The sequence below is a fragment of the Streptosporangium sp. NPDC003464 genome (genome assembly GCF_053588315.1).
This window is the reverse complement of sequence record NZ_JBSFPS010000233.1, coordinates 1-16,299: the sequence shown is the minus strand read 5'-3', so window position 1 is coordinate 16,299 and position 16,299 is coordinate 1. Positions and strand designations below refer to the sequence as shown.

At 72.2% G+C, this 16,299-nt stretch carries 16 protein-coding genes and 1 pseudogene; 2 read left to right on the top strand and 15 right to left on the bottom strand.

Annotated features, from left to right (window positions below):
- On the bottom strand, positions 1 to 788 hold a 788-nt coding region (locus ACWDS7_RS36870; protein ID WP_451933020.1), incomplete at its 3' end, for a phosphotransferase family protein.
- Positions 789 to 920: 132 nt separating this feature from the next.
- Complete coding sequence (locus ACWDS7_RS36865; protein ID WP_451933019.1) at positions 921 to 2,372, bottom strand: MFS transporter; 1,452 nt, start codon at positions 2,370 to 2,372, stop codon at positions 921 to 923.
- Positions 2,373 to 2,540: 168 nt separating this feature from the next.
- Between ACWDS7_RS36865 and ACWDS7_RS36860 the strand changes: the two genes are divergently transcribed.
- The gene (locus ACWDS7_RS36860; protein WP_306873572.1) at positions 2,541 to 3,140 is read left to right on the top strand and encodes a helix-turn-helix domain-containing protein; all 600 of its coding nucleotides are present in this window, start codon (positions 2,541 to 2,543) and stop codon (positions 3,138 to 3,140) included.
- 85 nt (positions 3,141 to 3,225) lie between these two features.
- Here the strand turns inward: ACWDS7_RS36860 and ACWDS7_RS36855 are convergent, their stop codons facing one another.
- The 8 genes from ACWDS7_RS36855 to ACWDS7_RS36820 all read right to left on the bottom strand — a co-directional run bounded on the left by ACWDS7_RS36855 (position 3,226) and on the right by ACWDS7_RS36820 (position 11,645).
- Positions 3,226 to 3,786, bottom strand: coding sequence for a GNAT family N-acetyltransferase (locus ACWDS7_RS36855; protein WP_451933018.1), 561 nt, complete (start codon positions 3,784 to 3,786; stop codon positions 3,226 to 3,228).
- 380 nt (positions 3,787 to 4,166) lie between these two features.
- The gene (locus ACWDS7_RS36850) at positions 4,167 to 5,408 is read right to left on the bottom strand and encodes a sensor histidine kinase (RefSeq protein WP_451933017.1); all 1,242 of its coding nucleotides are present in this window, start codon (positions 5,406 to 5,408) and stop codon (positions 4,167 to 4,169) included.
- 41 nt (positions 5,409 to 5,449) lie between these two features.
- The gene (gene cseB / locus ACWDS7_RS36845; RefSeq protein ID WP_451933016.1) at positions 5,450 to 6,139 is read right to left on the bottom strand and encodes a two-component system response regulator CseB; all 690 of its coding nucleotides are present in this window, start codon (positions 6,137 to 6,139) and stop codon (positions 5,450 to 5,452) included.
- Between the two features lie 15 nt (positions 6,140 to 6,154).
- Positions 6,155 to 7,330, bottom strand: coding sequence for an ABC transporter permease (locus ACWDS7_RS36840; RefSeq protein ID WP_306873581.1), 1,176 nt, complete (start codon positions 7,328 to 7,330; stop codon positions 6,155 to 6,157).
- A 2-nt stretch (positions 7,331 to 7,332) separates the two neighbouring features.
- Complete coding sequence (locus ACWDS7_RS36835; RefSeq protein WP_306873584.1) at positions 7,333 to 8,007, bottom strand: ABC transporter ATP-binding protein; 675 nt, start codon at positions 8,005 to 8,007, stop codon at positions 7,333 to 7,335.
- Positions 8,000 to 9,697 carry a peptidoglycan-binding protein gene (locus ACWDS7_RS36830; protein ID WP_451933015.1) on the bottom strand — a complete coding sequence of 566 codons (1,698 nt, stop codon included), beginning with the start codon at positions 9,695 to 9,697 and terminating at the stop codon, positions 8,000 to 8,002. Before ACWDS7_RS36830 ends, ACWDS7_RS36835 begins: the two co-directional genes overlap by 8 nt.
- Positions 9,697 to 10,491 (bottom strand): hypothetical protein, encoded by a 795-nt coding sequence (locus tag ACWDS7_RS36825; protein WP_451933014.1) that lies wholly within the window; start codon positions 10,489 to 10,491, stop codon positions 9,697 to 9,699. The genes ACWDS7_RS36830 and ACWDS7_RS36825 overlap by 1 nt, the downstream gene beginning before the upstream one ends.
- A gap of 308 nt (positions 10,492 to 10,799) precedes the next feature.
- Positions 10,800 to 11,645, bottom strand: a complete 846-nt coding sequence (locus ACWDS7_RS36820) for a class I SAM-dependent methyltransferase (RefSeq protein WP_451933013.1) — start codon at positions 11,643 to 11,645, stop codon at positions 10,800 to 10,802.
- A 66-nt stretch (positions 11,646 to 11,711) separates the two neighbouring features.
- Here ACWDS7_RS36820 and ACWDS7_RS36815 point away from each other — a divergent pair, with 66 nt between their 5' ends.
- Positions 11,712 to 12,296 carry a TetR/AcrR family transcriptional regulator gene (locus ACWDS7_RS36815; protein WP_451933012.1) on the top strand — a complete coding sequence of 195 codons (585 nt, stop codon included), beginning with the start codon at positions 11,712 to 11,714 and terminating at the stop codon, positions 12,294 to 12,296.
- 154 nt (positions 12,297 to 12,450) lie between these two features.
- Here ACWDS7_RS36815 and ACWDS7_RS36810 read toward each other — a convergent pair whose 3' ends face one another.
- The 5 genes and pseudogenes from ACWDS7_RS36810 to ACWDS7_RS36790 all read right to left on the bottom strand — a co-directional run.
- Positions 12,451 to 12,960: an N-acetyltransferase family protein gene (locus tag ACWDS7_RS36810; protein WP_451933011.1), complete on the bottom strand. Its 510-nt coding sequence runs from the start codon at positions 12,958 to 12,960 to the stop codon at positions 12,451 to 12,453.
- Positions 12,961 to 13,213: 253 nt separating this feature from the next.
- Complete coding sequence (locus ACWDS7_RS36805) at positions 13,214 to 14,251, bottom strand: serine hydrolase domain-containing protein (protein ID WP_451933010.1); 1,038 nt, start codon at positions 14,249 to 14,251, stop codon at positions 13,214 to 13,216.
- A gap of 124 nt (positions 14,252 to 14,375) precedes the next feature.
- Entirely contained in the window at positions 14,376 to 14,798 is a 423-nt protein-coding gene (locus ACWDS7_RS36800; protein WP_451933009.1) for a PepSY domain-containing protein, read from the bottom strand.
- A 110-nt stretch (positions 14,799 to 14,908) separates the two neighbouring features.
- Positions 14,909 to 16,186, bottom strand: a complete 1,278-nt coding sequence (locus ACWDS7_RS36795; protein WP_451933008.1) for a HAMP domain-containing protein — start codon at positions 16,184 to 16,186, stop codon at positions 14,909 to 14,911.
- An 11-nt stretch (positions 16,187 to 16,197) separates the two neighbouring features.
- Positions 16,198 to 16,299: pseudogene (locus tag ACWDS7_RS36790) on the bottom strand (DNA-binding response regulator); the annotation flags it as partial.

Below are 16,299 nucleotides of genomic sequence, written 5' to 3'. Positions count from 1 at the left end.
GCGACTTCTGGAAGGACACGGTCACCTCGATCCAGCGCAGCTACGACGGCGCCGTGAACTTCGCCGCCGCCTGGCGCCCCGATCTGGTGGTGCACTCCGACGAACGCCCACGGCCAGTCGACGACCACCACCTCCTCAGCGGTGAGCAACAGGTTGTCCGCCCGGATGTCACCGTGCACCAGGCTGTCCCCCTCGATGGCGTCCGGCCAGCGCGCCTCCAGATCCGCCAGCGCATCCAGATGGCGCACTGCCCACGCGTCAAGGCCGACCAGCTCATCACCGCCTGTCTCACGGTCCGCGACCAGGCGCCGCCATCCCTGGAACTGCTCACCGAAGCGCTGTCGCGCGGGCGGGGCGGGGATCGGGGCGGGGGTCAACGCGGTGGCCAGCTGGGCCAGGGCGTCCAGAACGCGTCCCAGCTCATCGGTCCGCCATGGAGCGGCCGGCGGGTGACCGTCCACGTCTTCGAACAGCAGCGCGACCCAGCCTCCGGAATCGAACGAGGCCAGCATCCTGGGTGCGGGCACTCCAGGGGGGAGCGCAGCGGCGATGCGAGCTTCGGCTCGATAGATGTCGGCGGTGAGTGGATTCGGCTCGGGACCGACGGCCTTGGCGAACGCGCGCCGGCCGTCGGCCAGCCTCAGCCGCACGGCGGCGCCCGGCGAGAACCCGCCGGTCTGTGTCACCGCCTTGACGACCGGGGCACCCAGCCGGGTTTCGACGGCTCGGCGGACCTGTTCGGGTACGGCATGCCACGGCAGGCGCGTCCCGGTTGCGGGGGCGTTCATCCTGCCATCTTGGTGAAAATCGCACTCGACGGCGACTGCGACGGATCACCGGCGTGCAGCGGGCCGCCTTCTCATCCCCGACACGTACCACTCTGTCGTGCGGCCTACGCCGGTGGAGTCCCTGACGGTCCGTCAGCCTCCGCCCGGCTGCCTGCCCGCCCCCACCCCCGCCGTCCGCCTACCGCCCCCCGGCTCTCCGCCCACCTGCGGGTTCTGGTGCCGGCCGGCAGCCGGCGCCATCAGGGTCACGACAAGTACGATCAGCCCGCAGCCGGTGACGAGGAGCCAGCCGGGACGTAGCGCCTGGGCGAAATGGGCGGGTGAGGCGTCGACGACGACGCTGCCCGCGACAGCGATGCCGAGGGCCGAGCCGAGTTGGCGGGCGGTGGAGGTGATCCCACCGGCGACGCCGGCGCGGGCCGGCGGCAGGCCGCTGACCGCGGTGTTGGTGATCGGCGCGTTCGCGAACCCGAACCCGATGCCGACGAGCAGGTAGGCCGACGACAGCAATCGGAGGTCGGTGTGGTCGCCGATGCCCACGAGGCAGAGACCACCGGCCGTGATGAAACCCCCGGCGAGCGCCAGCGGTGGGCGCGGGCCGAAACGTCCGACGAGCACCCCGGAGAGCGGCGCGCACACGGTCGCGGCGATGGCCATCGGGAGCGTGACCATCCCTACCGCCAGCGGGGTCATGCCTCTGGCGTGCTGGAGGTAGAGGGTGTTGAGCAGCAGGGTCGCGCTGAGGGCGATGAACACCACGACCGCGCCCACGACGGCCGCGACGAACGGCGGCCGGCGGAACAGCCGGGGGTCCACCAGCGGCTCGGCCCGTCGCGACTCGACCCACCCGAACGTGGCAGCGGAGACGGCGACGATAACGTAGCCGGCGATCGCCGCGGGCGAGTCCCACCCGATGTGCGGTCCCTCGATCAGTACGGCGACCGAGCAGCCGACCACGACGGTCAGCAGCAGCTGCCCCGGAGCGTCGAGCCGACGCGGTCGCTGCGCGCGCGACTCCGGGACGAAGACCGCGGTCAGCACCAGCACCGCGGCGACGACCGGCACGTTGATCCAGAAGACCGACCGCCAGCCGACAGCCGAGATCAGAGCACCGCCCGCGACAGGCCCGGCGGCCATGCTGACGCCGAAGACGGCCGCCCACACGCCGATCGCACGCGCCCGCTCCTTCGGCTCGCTGATCACATTGACGACGATGGCGAGCGCCACCGGGCTGAGCATCGAGGCGCCGACCCCCTGCGCGACGCGGGCGGCGACCAGCGCGCCGATGGTCGGCGCGAGCGCGCACGCCACGGACGCGGCGCCGAACACGACCAGCCCGAGCCGGAACACACGTCGCCGTCCGATGCGGTCGGCCAGCGCGCCGGAGGAGATCAGCAGGCTGGCCAGTACAAGCGTGTACGCGTCGACCGCCCACTCCAGACCGCGGGTTCCGACACCCAGGCCGGCGCCTATCGACGGCAGGCCGACGTTCACGATCGTCGTGTCCAGTCCGACCAGGAACAGGCTCAGGCAGCAGATCGCCAGCACCGTCCAGCGTCTGGACGTGGCGGGTCGGGGGTCCATGGTTGCTCCTTCGTGGCACTTGGCGGGCGCTCGCGGAATCGAGACCTCGCGGGGCCAGGACAGCAATGTCGGGCCCGCGGGTGTCGATCGGGTAGGAATTTTGCGGAAACTGCAAAAAACCGGCCCCGTCCGGCCGGACCGGGGCCCGGTCGGGCCAGACTGGTGGGCGTGGATGCCGAACTGGAGCAGTTGCTCGCCACCATCGGGCCTCGGCTGCGCTCACTGCGCCGCGACCGCGGTATGACCCTCGAGGCGCTGTCGGCGGCGACCGGCATCTCGGTCAGCGGCCTGTCCCGGATCGAGTCCGGCAAGAGACGCCCGACCCTCGAACTGCTCATACCGCTCGCGCGGGCGCACCGCGTCGCGCTCGATCAGCTCATCGCCGCCCCGGCGACCGGCGACCCACGGGTTCACCTGACCCCGCTGCGGCACCGCCACCGCCGCGGAAGCGTCCTCGTGCCCCTGACGCAGTACCCGGGCCGCCTCCAGGTCTTCAAGCAGGTGATCCCGCCCTGCCCTCGCCGGCTCGTCACCCACACCGGCTACGAGTGGCTCTTCGTCCTCGCGGGAGAACTGCTGCTCGTCCTCGGGGAGCGCGAGCTCACGCTCCGTCCCGGCGAGGTGGCCGAGTTCGACACGGCCGAGCCGCACTGGTTCGGCCCCAGTGGCGACCGCCCCGTCGAGATCCTCCACATTTTCGGCAGGCAAGGCGACAAGGCCCGGGTCCGTGCGCGCCCAGCCGCCCTCCCGGAGCACCAGGCCGACTGAGCTCCGCCTCCCAGCCCGCGTCTGGAGGTCGTGCCCTGGCCGGCGTCCGGGCTCGACGCCACCGCCGAGGCCACCCGCGCCCGTTTCAAGACCCGGATAGATCCGATGGGATGAGTGAGAACAGGACAAGGTCGACCCGGCCGGTGTGCGTGAAGCCGGCGTTCCGCATGATGCCTTCACGCTGCAGGCCGGCCTTGAGCGCCGTCTTCCGAGAAGCGACGTTCCCGGTGGCCGCCTTGAGCTCCAGGCGCTGGAAGCCCTGGTCGATCAGCAGCCAGTATCCGACGGCGCGGGTGGCGGCTGCCGCGATCCCGCGTCCACGTGCCCACGGGGCGACCCAGTAGCCGATCTCACTGACCCGCCCTTGCCAGTCGGTCTTCTTCAGCCCGACTGTGCCCAGGAAACGGCCGCCGGCAGCGTCGGTGATCGCGAAATGGATGCCGGCGCCGGACTCGCGTAAGGCGTGTGCGGTCTCCGTGCACCACGCGGTGGAGTCGTCGAGTGTGTAGGGCCGGGGCAGGGGGAGCCACCGTTGGATCAGTTCGTCGGCACAGGCCGCCTGGTTGTCCGAGACATCGTCGCTGCTGAACGGGCGGAGGACGGACGACCCCGTGGACAGGACAGTTTCAGGGAAGATGCCGGCCACTGACTCGCCTCCGGTCGCAGTTGATCATCACGGCACCGGCTGACGGTAACAGAACCTGCATCTTGCCGGCCTGTGGTTTTCCGGGACGGTGGAAGGGCCGCGGGCGCTCAAGAGCGGTCCGGAACCGGCCCGAACCCGGTCGGCCGGCGCCATCGTCGGCGCCGTGCTCGCCGTCGGTGAGGATCTCGACCGCTGAACGTGCCGGAGGGCTGTGGAACGGCACCGCCGGCTGATGAGCCCGCTCGCGTCGCGGCGCAAGCGCGACCAGCTTTCGGTCTTGAGATCGAGGCGCGGCCGCTCTCAGGTGGATCGAGCAGCAGGCCGTACGGGATCGCAGCGGGCTGTCCGGGTCTGGCTGGGCCCGTACGGCCCGGGGCCGGCTATCGATCCGGTGCCGGTGGTGTGCCGGGCAGGGTGACGGTGACGCTCGCGCCGCCGCCGGGAAGGTTGGCGAACTGGAGGGCGGCCCGGATGACGCGGGCGTGGCCGGACACGATGGTCAGGCCGAGCCCGTGCCCGCGGCCGCGCTCGGTCCGTCCGGTGCGGAAGCGCTGCGCCTGCCCGTTGCCCAGGTCGGCAAGCAGGTCGGGCGGGAAACCGGGTCCGTGGTCGCGGATGACGATCTGATGGGGGCGCACGGTGATCTGTACCGGGGCGGCGCCGTGCGCGTGGGCGTTGAGGACCAGGTTGGCGACGATCCGTTCGAGGCGGCGCGGGTCGGTGACGGCTGTCGCGTGGCCCTGCTCGCCGACGGCATGCAGGTCGGCGGGCACGCCGAGACGGTGCAGCGACTCCCGCACCAGGTCGGCCAGCGGCACCGGCTGCTGGTCGGGCTGCTCGCCGCCGGCATCCAGGCGGGATATCTCCAGCAGGTCGTCGACCAGGCCGCGCAGCACGCCGATCCGGTCGCGGACCAGGTCGGTGGCCTGCCCGTCGGGCAGCAGCTGGCCGGCGGTCAGCAGGCCCATCAGCGGGGTACGCAGATCGTGCGCGACATCGGCCGTGAAGCGCTGTTCGGCCAGCAGCCGCCGCTGCAGGCTGGCGGCCATGGAGTTGAGCCCGGCACCGATGTCGGCGATCTCGTCCCGGCCGCTCGCGTCGGTCCGGGCGTCCAGGTTGCCGTCGGCGATCTGGCGGGCGGTGCGGGCGACGCGCCGCAGCCGCCGGTTGGGGAGTTCGGCCGCCAGCACCGACAGCGGCACCACCCCGGCCAGGGCGAGCAGCGCGGCTTTGACCATGTCGCGGTCGAGCGCGTACAGGCTGCGCAGCTCCGAGCCCACCGAGATCTGTACGCTCACCGCCCGGCCGCCGTCGCCGCCGTACGGTTGGGCGGCCCACATCCACGGCTCGTCCCGGTGATCGAGCCCGTACCAGGTCGCCGGCCGGCCGGGCCGCAGCCGGGCGGCCAGGGCGGCGGGGAGTTCCTGGACGGTCACCACGTCCTCGGGCAGGCCGGCGCGGGCCAGTGACTGTTCGAGCGCCTCCAGGGCTTGGCTCTCGGCCCCGTCCAGGGTCCGCTGCCAGGTCGCCCGGTGCACCAGGAGGCCGACCACGGCCGCGACGACGACGCAGGCGGTCGTGACGAGCGCGGCGATCTTCCATCGCAGCGAAGCCGGATTCATCACCGGGGCCCCTTTTAGGTAGTGCACAGTCTGTAGCCGAATCAGGTGATACGCAGTTTGTAGCCGAACCCGCGGACCGTCTCGATGCGCTCGGCGCCGATCTTCTTGCGCAGGCGCTGTACGCACAGGTCCACCACGCGGCTGTCGCCGTCCCAGCCGTAGTCCCACACGGTGCGCAGCAGCGTCGCCCGCTCCAGCACGATGCCCGGGTGGGCGGCGAACTCCAGCAGCAGCCGCAGCTCGCTCGGGGCCAGCTCGACGCGTTGCCCGGCCCGCCGTACCTCCAGCGCGCCGGTGTCGATGCTCAGCTCGCCGAAGGCGAGCACAGCGCTCGCGGCGGCCTGGCCGGTCGCGGGCTCGGGCCGGGTGATGGTGGCCCGGCGCAGCAGTGACCGGATCCTGGCCACCAGCACCGGCAGGTCGACCGGTTTGACCACATAGTCGTCGGCGCCGCCCTCCAGCCCGGCGACGACATCCAGACCGTCACCGCGCGCCGACATCATGAGGATCGGCACCTGGCTGGTCTCCCGGATCCTGCGGCACACGCTGATGCCGTCCAGGCCGGGCAGCATCACATCCAGCAGCAGCAGGTCGTGGCCGCCCGCCTGGGCCGCCTCCAGACCGGTCAACCCGTCAGCGGCGGTCGTCATCCGATAGCCGTAGCGTTCCAGAGCCAGGCCGACCGACGTGCGGATCACCGTGTCGTCTTCGACGAGCAGCAGGGATGTCATGAAAATGCACCATATCTAGCGAAGTGCGTTGACCGGTTCCATGCGGGCGGCACGCAGGGCCGGGTACAGGCCCGCGAGCAGCCCGACGACGGCGCCGGCGGCAGGTGCCGCGGCGGCCAGCCGTACATCCAGCACCGGAGTCCACTGCTTGGCGGCGCAGACCGCGACGATCACGACGATCCCCACGGAGGCGCCGATGATGCCGCCGGTCAGCCCGGTGAGGGTGGACTCCAGCAGGAACTGCGCGGCGACGTGGCGGCGGGCGGCGCCCAGGGCGCGGCGCAGGCCGATCTCGGCGACGCGCTCCATCACGGTCACCAGCGTGACGTTGGCGATGCCGACCGCGCCGACGACCAGGGAGACCAGACCGAGGATCAGGAAGAGGGCGTTGACGTCGCCTTCCACCGCATCGCGCGCCCTGGTGGGGCTGGACGGCGACATGACCTGGAGAAGGCCCTCGTTGCCGGGGCTGAGCGCGGTCGGCGCCTGCTTGGCGATCAGTTCCGCGGCGCCGAGACCGGTGTTGACCAGGACCCGGGTCACGGTGCTCAGGCCGTAGCGCTTGCCGATCGCCGGTGGCAGCAGGACGGCGCTCGCGAGGCTCTTTTCGCGTTTCGGGTCGTCGAGCACACCGATGACGGTGTATGCCTGGGTGCCGATGAAGATGGCCGGGGCCCGTTCCAGCCGGGTGATGCCCAGCATCCGGGCCGCGTGCCGGCCCAGCACGACGACCTTGTCCCCGCGGGCGATGTGCCCGGCGTCGAAGTAGCGGCCCTCGACCATTCTGCCCTTGACCGCGGCGGGCAGGCCGGGGCTGCTGGCGACCACCGTGAGGGTCTGGTCGGTGACCCGGGTGGGGTCCACGACGTCGTTGGAGCGGACGCTGAGGTTGGCGCTCTGTTCCGACTCGGCGAGGGCGGCGGCGGAGACCACCCCGCGCAGCCGGGCCACCCGGCTGACGTCGGCCCAGTCGACCAGGGGGAACGGGTTGTCCGGGACCTCGACCGTGACGGAGGTGGCGGTCAGCTCGTCGAAGCGGCCGACGATCTGGTTGCCCGCCGTCGCGGCGACGCCCAGGGTGACCACGAGTGTGGTGATGCCCAGCACGGTGCCCAGCGTGGTCAGCGCCGAGCGCGCCGGGCGGGCCAGCAGGCCCGCCATGGCCTCGTTCAGCAGGTCGCGCGGGTGCACATCTACTCCTCCGTGAGGATGCCGTCGGTGATGCGGACCCGGCGCCCGGCCCGGTCGCTCACCTCGTTCTCGTGGGTGATGACCACGATGGTCATGCCCTGGGCGCGCAGCTCGTCGAACAGGTCGAGCACGGCGTCGGTGTTCCTGCTGTCGAGGTTGCCGGTGGGTTCGTCGCACAGCAGCAGCGACGGTCCGCCCATCAGGGCGCGGGCGATGGCGGCGCGCTGCCGCTCGCCGCCGGACATCCTGCCGGGCAGGAAGTCCACCCGGTGCGACAGCCCCACCCGCTCCAGCGCCCGCATCGCGCGCTCCCGCCGCCCCCTGCGCGACCCTGCGCCGTAGATCTCGGCCAGCATGACGTTCTCCAGCACGCTGCGGTGCGGCAGCAGGTGGAAGGACTGGAAGACGAAGCCGATACGGCTGCCGCGCACCGTGGTCCGCGCGCCGTCCTTCAGCGTGGTGGTCTCGATGCCGTCGAGCCGGTAGCCGCCGCTGGTCGGCCGGTCGAGCAGGCCGAGCATGTTGAGCAGGGTGGACTTGCCGGACCCCGAGGGGCCGACTATGGCGACATAGTCCGACTTTTCGACTCTCAGGTTGATGGTGGAGAGCGCCCTGACGGGGGGCTCGGTGGGGAACTCCTTGGTCAGGTCGTCGAGCAGGATGACCGGCTCAGGCATCGTTGACCACCACCAGGTCTCCCGGCCTGAGGTCGCCGGTCACCTCCACGGCTCCGTCGGCGGCCAGGCCGGTGCGCACCTCGACCTCCTTGGTCCGGTCGGGCGCGGTCTCCACCTGCACCCGGGCCCTGCCGTCGGCGGCGGTGACGACCGCCGCTGCGGGGACCACGAGCACCTCCTTGCCGGTGGCACCGATGGTCACGCGGACGGTGACGGGGGCGCCGGCGAGCTTCCTGAGGCCCTTCATCGAGGCAGGAGTGATCATCACCGGCACGGCGCCCTTCGCGTCGCGCCCGCCGAGGGAGGTCACCGTGCCGGGGACGGTCCTGCCGTCCTCGGTTTCGATGGTCGCCTCCAGGCCCGTCTTCAGCCGCCCGGCCTCAGCCGCGTCCACCGAGCCCGAGACCACGAAGGTGGAGCTGGTCACCGTGGCGATCGGCCTGTCCACCAGCTCACCCGCCTTGACGGTCGCCTTGTGGAGGCGGGCCGGCAGCCTGGGCAGGAATACGATCTCTCCCGGCGGGATGGTGGTGCCGTAGGTCCGGGAGAACTCGGCCAGCAGCGCCTGTGCCGCGGCCAGGTCACGCTGGGCGTTGGCCACCCTCAGCTTGGTGGGCGAGAGCTGCCTGGCCTGCCTGAGCGTCTGCTCGGCGGTGACGACGGCCTCGCGCGCCAGCCGGAGGTTCTTCCCCAGCTCGGTCAGCCGCCTGTCCCGCGCGATCCCGGCCTCCTCCAGCACTCGCTCCAGCGCCGACCGGGCGGCGGCCACATCGGCTCCGGCGTTGGCGACCCGGAGTTCGAGCAGGCGGGTGTCGGCAGGCGGCCCGGCCGGGGCGCCGGGGCTGGGAGTGGGCGCGGGGGTGGGCACCGCGCGGGCCTGGGCGAGCTCCTGCTCGGCGGCCAGCAACCTCTCCTCGGCCGCTCGCACGGCGCTCTCGGCGGCCTCGACCCTGGTCTCGTCCTCGGTGGTGTGCTCCTGCGCCCGTGCGCTCTCCAGCGCCTGTCCGGCCTCCTTCAGATCCCGCCGGGCGTTGGCGAGCTTCACCTTCAGCGGGAGCACGTCCAGGCCCTGGTCAAGCGCCCTGCGCTCGGTCGCGAGCACTTCCTGCGCGGCCCGTACGGCCCTGCGCAGGTCGTCGCGCTTCTGCCGCAGCTCCAAGGTGGGCTGCTGCGCCTCATAGTCCCGCTTGGCGTAGAAGCGCGACACCGCGGCGATGGTCGCCCGGTCGAACACTCCGGTCATGGGCGCGTGGTGGCCAAGCCCGCGCAGCGCTCTCTGCAACTGCCTGACGTCGGCCCCCTTGGCGCCGGGGAGGAGGCCGCGGTGCATCGGCACCTTGCCGGTGAAGACGAACACCGGGCGCCCGTTCACCTCCATCACCACTGTGCCCTCCGTGATCGTGCCCGGCCGGGGAGCACGGGTGGCCCGCTGAGCGGCGTCGTCGCCGCCCACCACCCCGGCCAGCGACACCGGGTACGGCGAGCCGTACTCCAGGGCGCCGCTGACCACCACGGTGCTGACCAGCTTGCGCCGCTCGACCTCGACCGTGACCAGCGATGGTCTGGGCGGCTTGCGTGCCGCCGCCTCGTCGGCTGGGGAGCGCAGCAACGTGCTCACTCCCCAGCCGGCCCCCGCGACCATCAGGATCACGGCCAGCACCAGCAGCAGCTTGCCGCGCGGGGTGCGCATCACTGCTCTGTGTATCCGAACTTCACCCTGGCCTCGTTGTTGAGCCGGGTGCTCAGGGGGATGAAGGCGGCGTAGAAGTCCTTGCCGCACTCCAGGTCGGCCAGCGCCGACTTGATCTCCTTGGCGAGGTACGGCCTGGCCGCCTCCGCCGTGACCTTGCCCGCCTTGCGCAGCTTCTCGAGCTGCTCGTACCACACCTCCAAGCCGCGTCCACCCAGCGCCAGCGGCCTCGCGGACGTCACCCGCTCCCCCTTGGACCTCAGGCACTCGGCGAAGGGCGCGGCGAGCTCCACGAGCATGGGATCGCCGTCGAGATCCTTGTCGATGCGCTCGATCTCCTTGCTCATCTGCTCGTGGTAGTCGTCGAGCGAGGTGACCTTCAGGCCGTTCACCTGCCGGAGCGCGTCGACCCGGCACTCGTTCATGGTCTTGGTGTAGGCCTGCCGCTTGTTGGCGGGGAGGCTGTCGATCGTCGCCCGGTTGGGGTCGGGATCCTGCTTGGCCGCCGGGTCCGGGTAGACGAAGGCGGAGAAGACGCCGAAGCCGTACTTGCCGCGGGCCTCCTTCATCGCCGCGTAGTCGCCGGTGCCCGCGTCGGACCTCTTGGGCCGGCTGACCGAGGGGGTGTAGGAGAAACCCTTCTGCTTCATGCAGGTGGCGATGACGTTCTCCCGCTCGCGGGCCTTGTCCACCGGGGCGCTGCCGCCGCCGGCCGCGGGGGGTGTGTTCCCCCCGCAGCCGGTCAGCACCGCCAGGGCGAGCAGACCGGGCAGACCACGCGTCAACACACGCACAGAGGACTCCTTCACGGTGGGATCGCGCCGCCCTCGCGGCGCCGTGGCCACTCTGGAGGCCGCTTTCCTCCGCTCCGCATCCGCCGGGTGTCCGTACGCGCTCAGCCGTGTATCCGCCAGGTATCAACGCCACAGGCCGTCCGGCGGTGGCGCTTGGCGGGATCTTCCCCGCCGGAGATCCCGACCTGTTTCTCAGGGCGCGGGCGTGGGACCCGCATCGGCTCGGCCGCCCCCGTGGCGAGCGGCGTCATCGGCGTGTCCACCGTGGCCCCGCCCCGGCCGGTCGGCATCGGGCACGCCCCGGTGCGTCACGGGCCCACCGGCGGGGTCGGCGCGGCACCGGTGCGCGCCGCGGTGACCGCCACCGTGGCGTAGCGCATCGTGAAGCCGCCTCCCACCGCGTCGATGGCGGCGCCGACGCCCGCCAGCACCGCTTCCAGCGTGGCCGGCGGGAGCTGGGTGTGGCCACCGGTGGTGGGCAGTTGGTCCAGCCACTCGTCTCGGGTGTAGACCTGCTCCCAGTCGAACCGCCACTGCTCCGGCTCGCTGAACGCGCCCGCCTCCCGGATGCCGTCGGCCGCCTTGGCGGACAGCGCCGAGTATCCGTCCGAGCTGACCGTCCATTGACGGGAGGCGAGCGAGCCGGGCATCACCCGGCGGTAGACCTCGGAGAAGGCGCCGGCCACATCGGACGGAGGCTGGCCCACGTTCCAGAACACCGCCAGCCGGCCGCCGGGCCGCAGCGCCTCGGCCGCCTTCGCCGCTCCCGCGACCGGCTCCACCCAGTGCCAGGTCTGCCCGGAGACGACGGCGTCGAACGCCCGGCCGGCGGGGTCCCAGGCTTCGAACCCGGCCACCTCGACCTCGAGCCCGCGCTGTCGCGCCCACTCGGCCATCCGCGCGTCGACCTCGACCCCGAGCACCCTGCAACCGGCCGCCTGGAACTGCCGGGCCGCGATGCCGGTGCCGATGCCGACGTCGAGAAAGTCGGGCCCGGGGCTTTCGGCGACGATCCGCTCCACCATCGCGTCGGGATAGCGGGGCCTGGCCCGGTCGTAGCGTTCGGGGTCCGAGCCGAAGGACTCCGCTATCCGGCGGGCCAGGTGAGGTCTGGGTTCGGAGGGAAGTGATCGCTCCGGGGGTATAGTGGGCATGTGCCCACCATAAATGGGCACTTGCCCACTCGTCAACGGTGGGCCCGGCGAGCGAAGGAGACACACGTGCCGACAGGGGTAGCCATCCGCGACGCGCGCGAGCAGCTGTTCGACGCCGCCGAACGCGTCCTGCTCCAGGACGGGCCGAGCGCGCTGACCAGCCGGGCGGTCACCACGGAGGCAGGTTGTGCCAAGGGCGTCCTGCACCGGCACTTCGCCGACTTCGACGCATTCCTCGCCGAGCTCGTGCTGGACCGCATCGCCCGGCTCGACAAGCAGGCCGCCGCCCTGCGCGACTCCGCCGGGACCGGCACCGTCGCCGGCAATCTCACCGGCGCGCTGACGGCCCTGTTCGGGTCGGTCGCCGTGGCGATCGTCGGCCTCGTCACCTCCCGGGACGACCTGCGCGCCCGGCTCCGCCAGGCCAGGCCGACCGGCGTCCCGGTCCTGACGGAGGCCGCGGCCATGATCGCTTCTTATCTCACCGCCGAGCGGGAACTGGGCCGCGTCGCGGCGGACGCCGACGTCGACACGCTCGCTCCCACCCTGATCGGGGCCGCGCACATGCTGTTCGCCGACCGGAAAGGCAGCCCGCCGGAGGCCGGCGCCGTCCACAAGGTCGTGACCACGGTCCTCCCCGGCGCCGGGTGAGCGCCACCGCCACGGACGGCCGCCCCGGGCCCGGGGCGGTCCGGAGATCTACGCCGGGATCCTCGACAGCGGTGAGGCGCCGCCCCTTTTGGGCGCGCCGCCACCTGTCGGCGCCCCGGCACCACAGGTGGATCGGCGCCACAGGTGGGCCGGATCAGTGAAAGATCAGCTCGTACTCGACCTGCTCGATGGGGTTGCCGTCGCCGAAGTCGTGGCCGCGGACCGCGCCCGACTCCACGAAGCCGCTCTTGGCGTAGAAACGACGGGACTGAGGCGTGTCGCGCAGCGTCCACAGATGGACCCGTCCGAAGCCCTGCTCGCGGATCCTGTGCAGGGAGGCGGTCATCAGGGCATTCGCGACGCCGGTCCCCCAGCCGTCCGGGTGACCGTAGAAACCGAAGATCTCCGCCGACTCCGGCCACGTCGGCGAGGAGCCGAAGTAGGAGAAGGCCAGCCGCCGCCCGTCCAGTGCGGCGAGCATGGCGGTGCCCTCCTCCTCGGCGAGCACGCCGGGCCATCTGTTGCGCCGCCGCCGCAGCGCCTCGGAGAAGAACTCCGGAGCGAAGAAGGAGCCGTAGGCGGCCTTCCAGGACTCCGCGTGGATCTCACCTATCGCGTCCCCGTCCTCCGGAGAGGCCTGGAACACCGTGAAGACTCTGGTCACAAGATCACAGTAGTGGGCCCTGGCACCTTCTGCAACTATTACGCACTTGCTTGATTTTAGTACTTGCAACTTACTTGCAATAAGCGACAGGGACACACGTCCGAGCGGTGGACACGGAGAACGGAGATCCGGCCCCTCCTCAAGCCACCTCGCCATCGGAACAGACACGGTGATCAGAGGACGGCACGATCGAGCCGGGCCGCTTCGACGGCGTGCCCGCTCCGACTGTCGGCCGCGGGCCACCGGCCGCCGGCTAAGAGTGCTCCGCCTGCAGGGTGCGGAGCAGGTCGAAGGCGGGGCGATCCAGCGACCGCTGCGTGTTGCTGAGCATGGCGACGGCCACGCCCTTCTCGGGATCGAAGCCCACGAACGAGGAGAACCCTCCGGTCATCCCGTTGTGCCAGATCTGAAGGTGGGCGCCCTGTCGAGGGTGCAGACGCTGCCCCGTCCAGCCGAGATGCGCCCAGGTGAAGGGATTGATCCGGTGCTCGATCCGGCGGCTGAGCCGGATCGCGTCGGCGACCCCGCCGGCGCCGCCGTCCAGTTGGGCGCGGACGAAGGCGGCCAGATCGGCCGGCGTCGATCGCAGCCCGCCCGCACCGGCCATGTCCGCCATGTGCCAGGCCGCGGCGGGTCCGCCACGCCGGGTGTGCCCCTGAGCCAGGCGCGCCGAGCGGCCGCTGTCGACGGTGATGCCGGTGTCGGCCAAGCCCAGAGGGGTGCAGATCTCCCGGTTCATCAGTGTCTCGTAGTCGGTGCCGGCCCGGTGGGCGAGCGCCAGTCCCAGCAGTCCGGCGCCGAGGTTGGAGTAACGGAACCGGCGTCCGGGCGTGCCGCCCAGCCGGGTCCGGGCCAGCCCCCGCAGCAGGAACTCGGTGCTGCATCCGGCGTAGGGATCCGGCTTCGACGGGCGTAGCAGCGCCTCCAGCAGCATGCCCTTGGGCAGGCGGGGCAGACCCGAGGTGTGGGTCGCCAGATGCCGGAGGGTGATCTCCTCACCATCCCGTGAAGGCACGCTCGCTCCCTCGGGCAGTAGCGCGGCCAGGGGCTCATCGAGATCGACCGTGCCCACCACGGCCAGCCGCGCCAGGGCCAGGGCCGTGAACACCTTGGTCACCGAGCCGATCTCGAACACCGTGTCGGCACCGGGCGTGCCGCCGTTCTCGCCACCCACGCGCCCGGCGCCCCGGATCTCCACCGAGCCGGGGACGAGCGCAACGACCACCACGCCGGTGTGCTCGGCCGCCAGCCGATCGGCTGCCTCCTGCACGAGGCCGTCTAGATCTGTCATACCTGGTCATTATGGGCGTCCGAACGTGTGATCCGGACCGCCCTTGGTCCCTCGACGAGCGTGTGTCCGTGTCCACGACAGCGCCCGGCGGGCCGGTCTCCGCCGGCCCGCCGTCCGGGACCGGTCAGTCGTCGTCCTGCCCGTCGTTCTCCTGGCCGTCGTCGGTGTCGGCCGCCTCGGAGAGGATCTTGCCGGTGGTGGCGTCGACGACGATCTCCCGTCCGGCTCCCGCGCCGTCGGCGACCTCGATCTGCCACGAGGTGGTGCCGCCCTCGGTCTCCAGGTCGGAGGAGGTGACCCATCCGCCGTTCACCCTGGCGAGCGCGGTCTGCTGGGCCTGCTCCGCCAGTACGGCGGGCTTGCGCGTGACGTCCGCGTCGTCGTCGGCGTCCTGGGCGGGGGTGGCCGTGCCGGGGATGGGGGTGGCCGTGCCGGCGGGCGAGGAGAGAGCCGGGCCGGTCTCGTCCCGGTCGGCGAAGGCGACGCCGCCTCCGACCGTGAGCGCGGCGAGGGCGATTCCGGTAAAGATGATCACTGGCTTGCGCATCAGGGGTGCTCCGTTGTCCGGGGGAAGCCGCGATTGCGGGCAATCGCGATGACTCTTCGAGACTGCCCGTCCGGGCGATAGCGAGATGCTGCGAGGTTCCTAAGGAATCGCTAAGTCAGGCCGGGGCCGAGTTCGAGGGTGACCTCGGCTCCCCCCGAGGGCGACGAGCCGGCCCGCAGCCACCCGCCCGAGTCCTCCGCGGTACGGCGGGCGATGTCGAGGCCGAGACCGGTGGAGGACCCGCCGCTCGCCCCGCGGCCGACCGGGTCCGGGAGGGCGAAACCGGCCCCCTCGTCGGCGATCACCAGCCGGGCCCCGCCCTCGGGCCCCGCCGCCAGCTCGACGGTGAACGGGGTCCCGTCGGGGGTGTGGGCGAACACGTTCTCCAGCAGCAGGTCGACGCAGGCCGCCAGCTCCGGGCCGCTCACCCCCACGGTGATCGGGCCGTCGGCCAGGTCGAGACGTAGCGGCCGGTCCTGGTCCTCCGCCAGCGCCGACCAGAAGGCGACGCGGTCGCCGACCACCTGGGCGGCGTCGCAACTCGGCGCGCCGCCCCGGTCGAACCGGCGTGCCTCCCGGATGACCTGGGTGACCATGCGCTCGACGCTGTCGACGGCCTCCCCCACCCGGGCCGCCTCGTCCTTGTCGCGCAGGGTCTCGGCCTCCAGCCGCAGCGCCGTGACCGGCGTGCGCAGCCGGTGGGACAGGTCCGCGACCGCCTCGCGCTCGCGGGCGAGCAGCTCGCGGATGCGGGCGGCCAGATGGTTGAGCGCGGTGCCGACCTCACGGATCTCCGGCGGGCCCGCCGCCTCCACCCGCGCGTCCAGGTCGCCGCGGGCCAGCCGCCGGGAGACCCCCGCGACCTGCCCGACCGGCTGGATCAGCGAGCGGGCGAGCCGGTCGGCGACGACGATGCCGACCGTGAGCAGCGCCAGCCCGATCAGGCCCAGCACCAGCCACGCCCGCCCCACCCCCTGCCGGAGCTGTCCGGTGCTCACGAACGTACGGATGACCGAGGTGCCGCCGGCCCCGCCCTGGACGGCCACCAGGATCTCCCGGCCGGTCGGCGTCTCGACGGTGATGCTGCGCCCGCGCGCGGCCAGCTCGACCGCGCGGTCCCAGGGGGCCGGGACGCCGAGGGAGGTGCGGTCGGGCAGGAAGACCGTGATCGGCGTGCCGTTGGCCCCGTTGACCTGCCGCAGGGTGGTGTCAAGGCTGCCGCGGTCGCCGAGGGCGACCAGGGCGGCCAGGGACTGCGCCTGGGCGGTGGCTTCGGCCGTGGCCCGCTCGGCGGCGACCGTGCTCACCAGCATGGCCAGCGGCACGAGGAAGGCGACCAGGACCAGCGAGGTGGTCGCCACCGCGAGCAGGGCCAGCCGCCGTCTCATCGGAGCGGGCCTCAGGGACCCGGGTCGACGAGTTTGACGCCGACGCCGTGGACGGTCTGCAGGTAGCGGGGGGCCTGGGCGCTCTCGCCGAGCTTGCGGCGCAGCCAGGACAG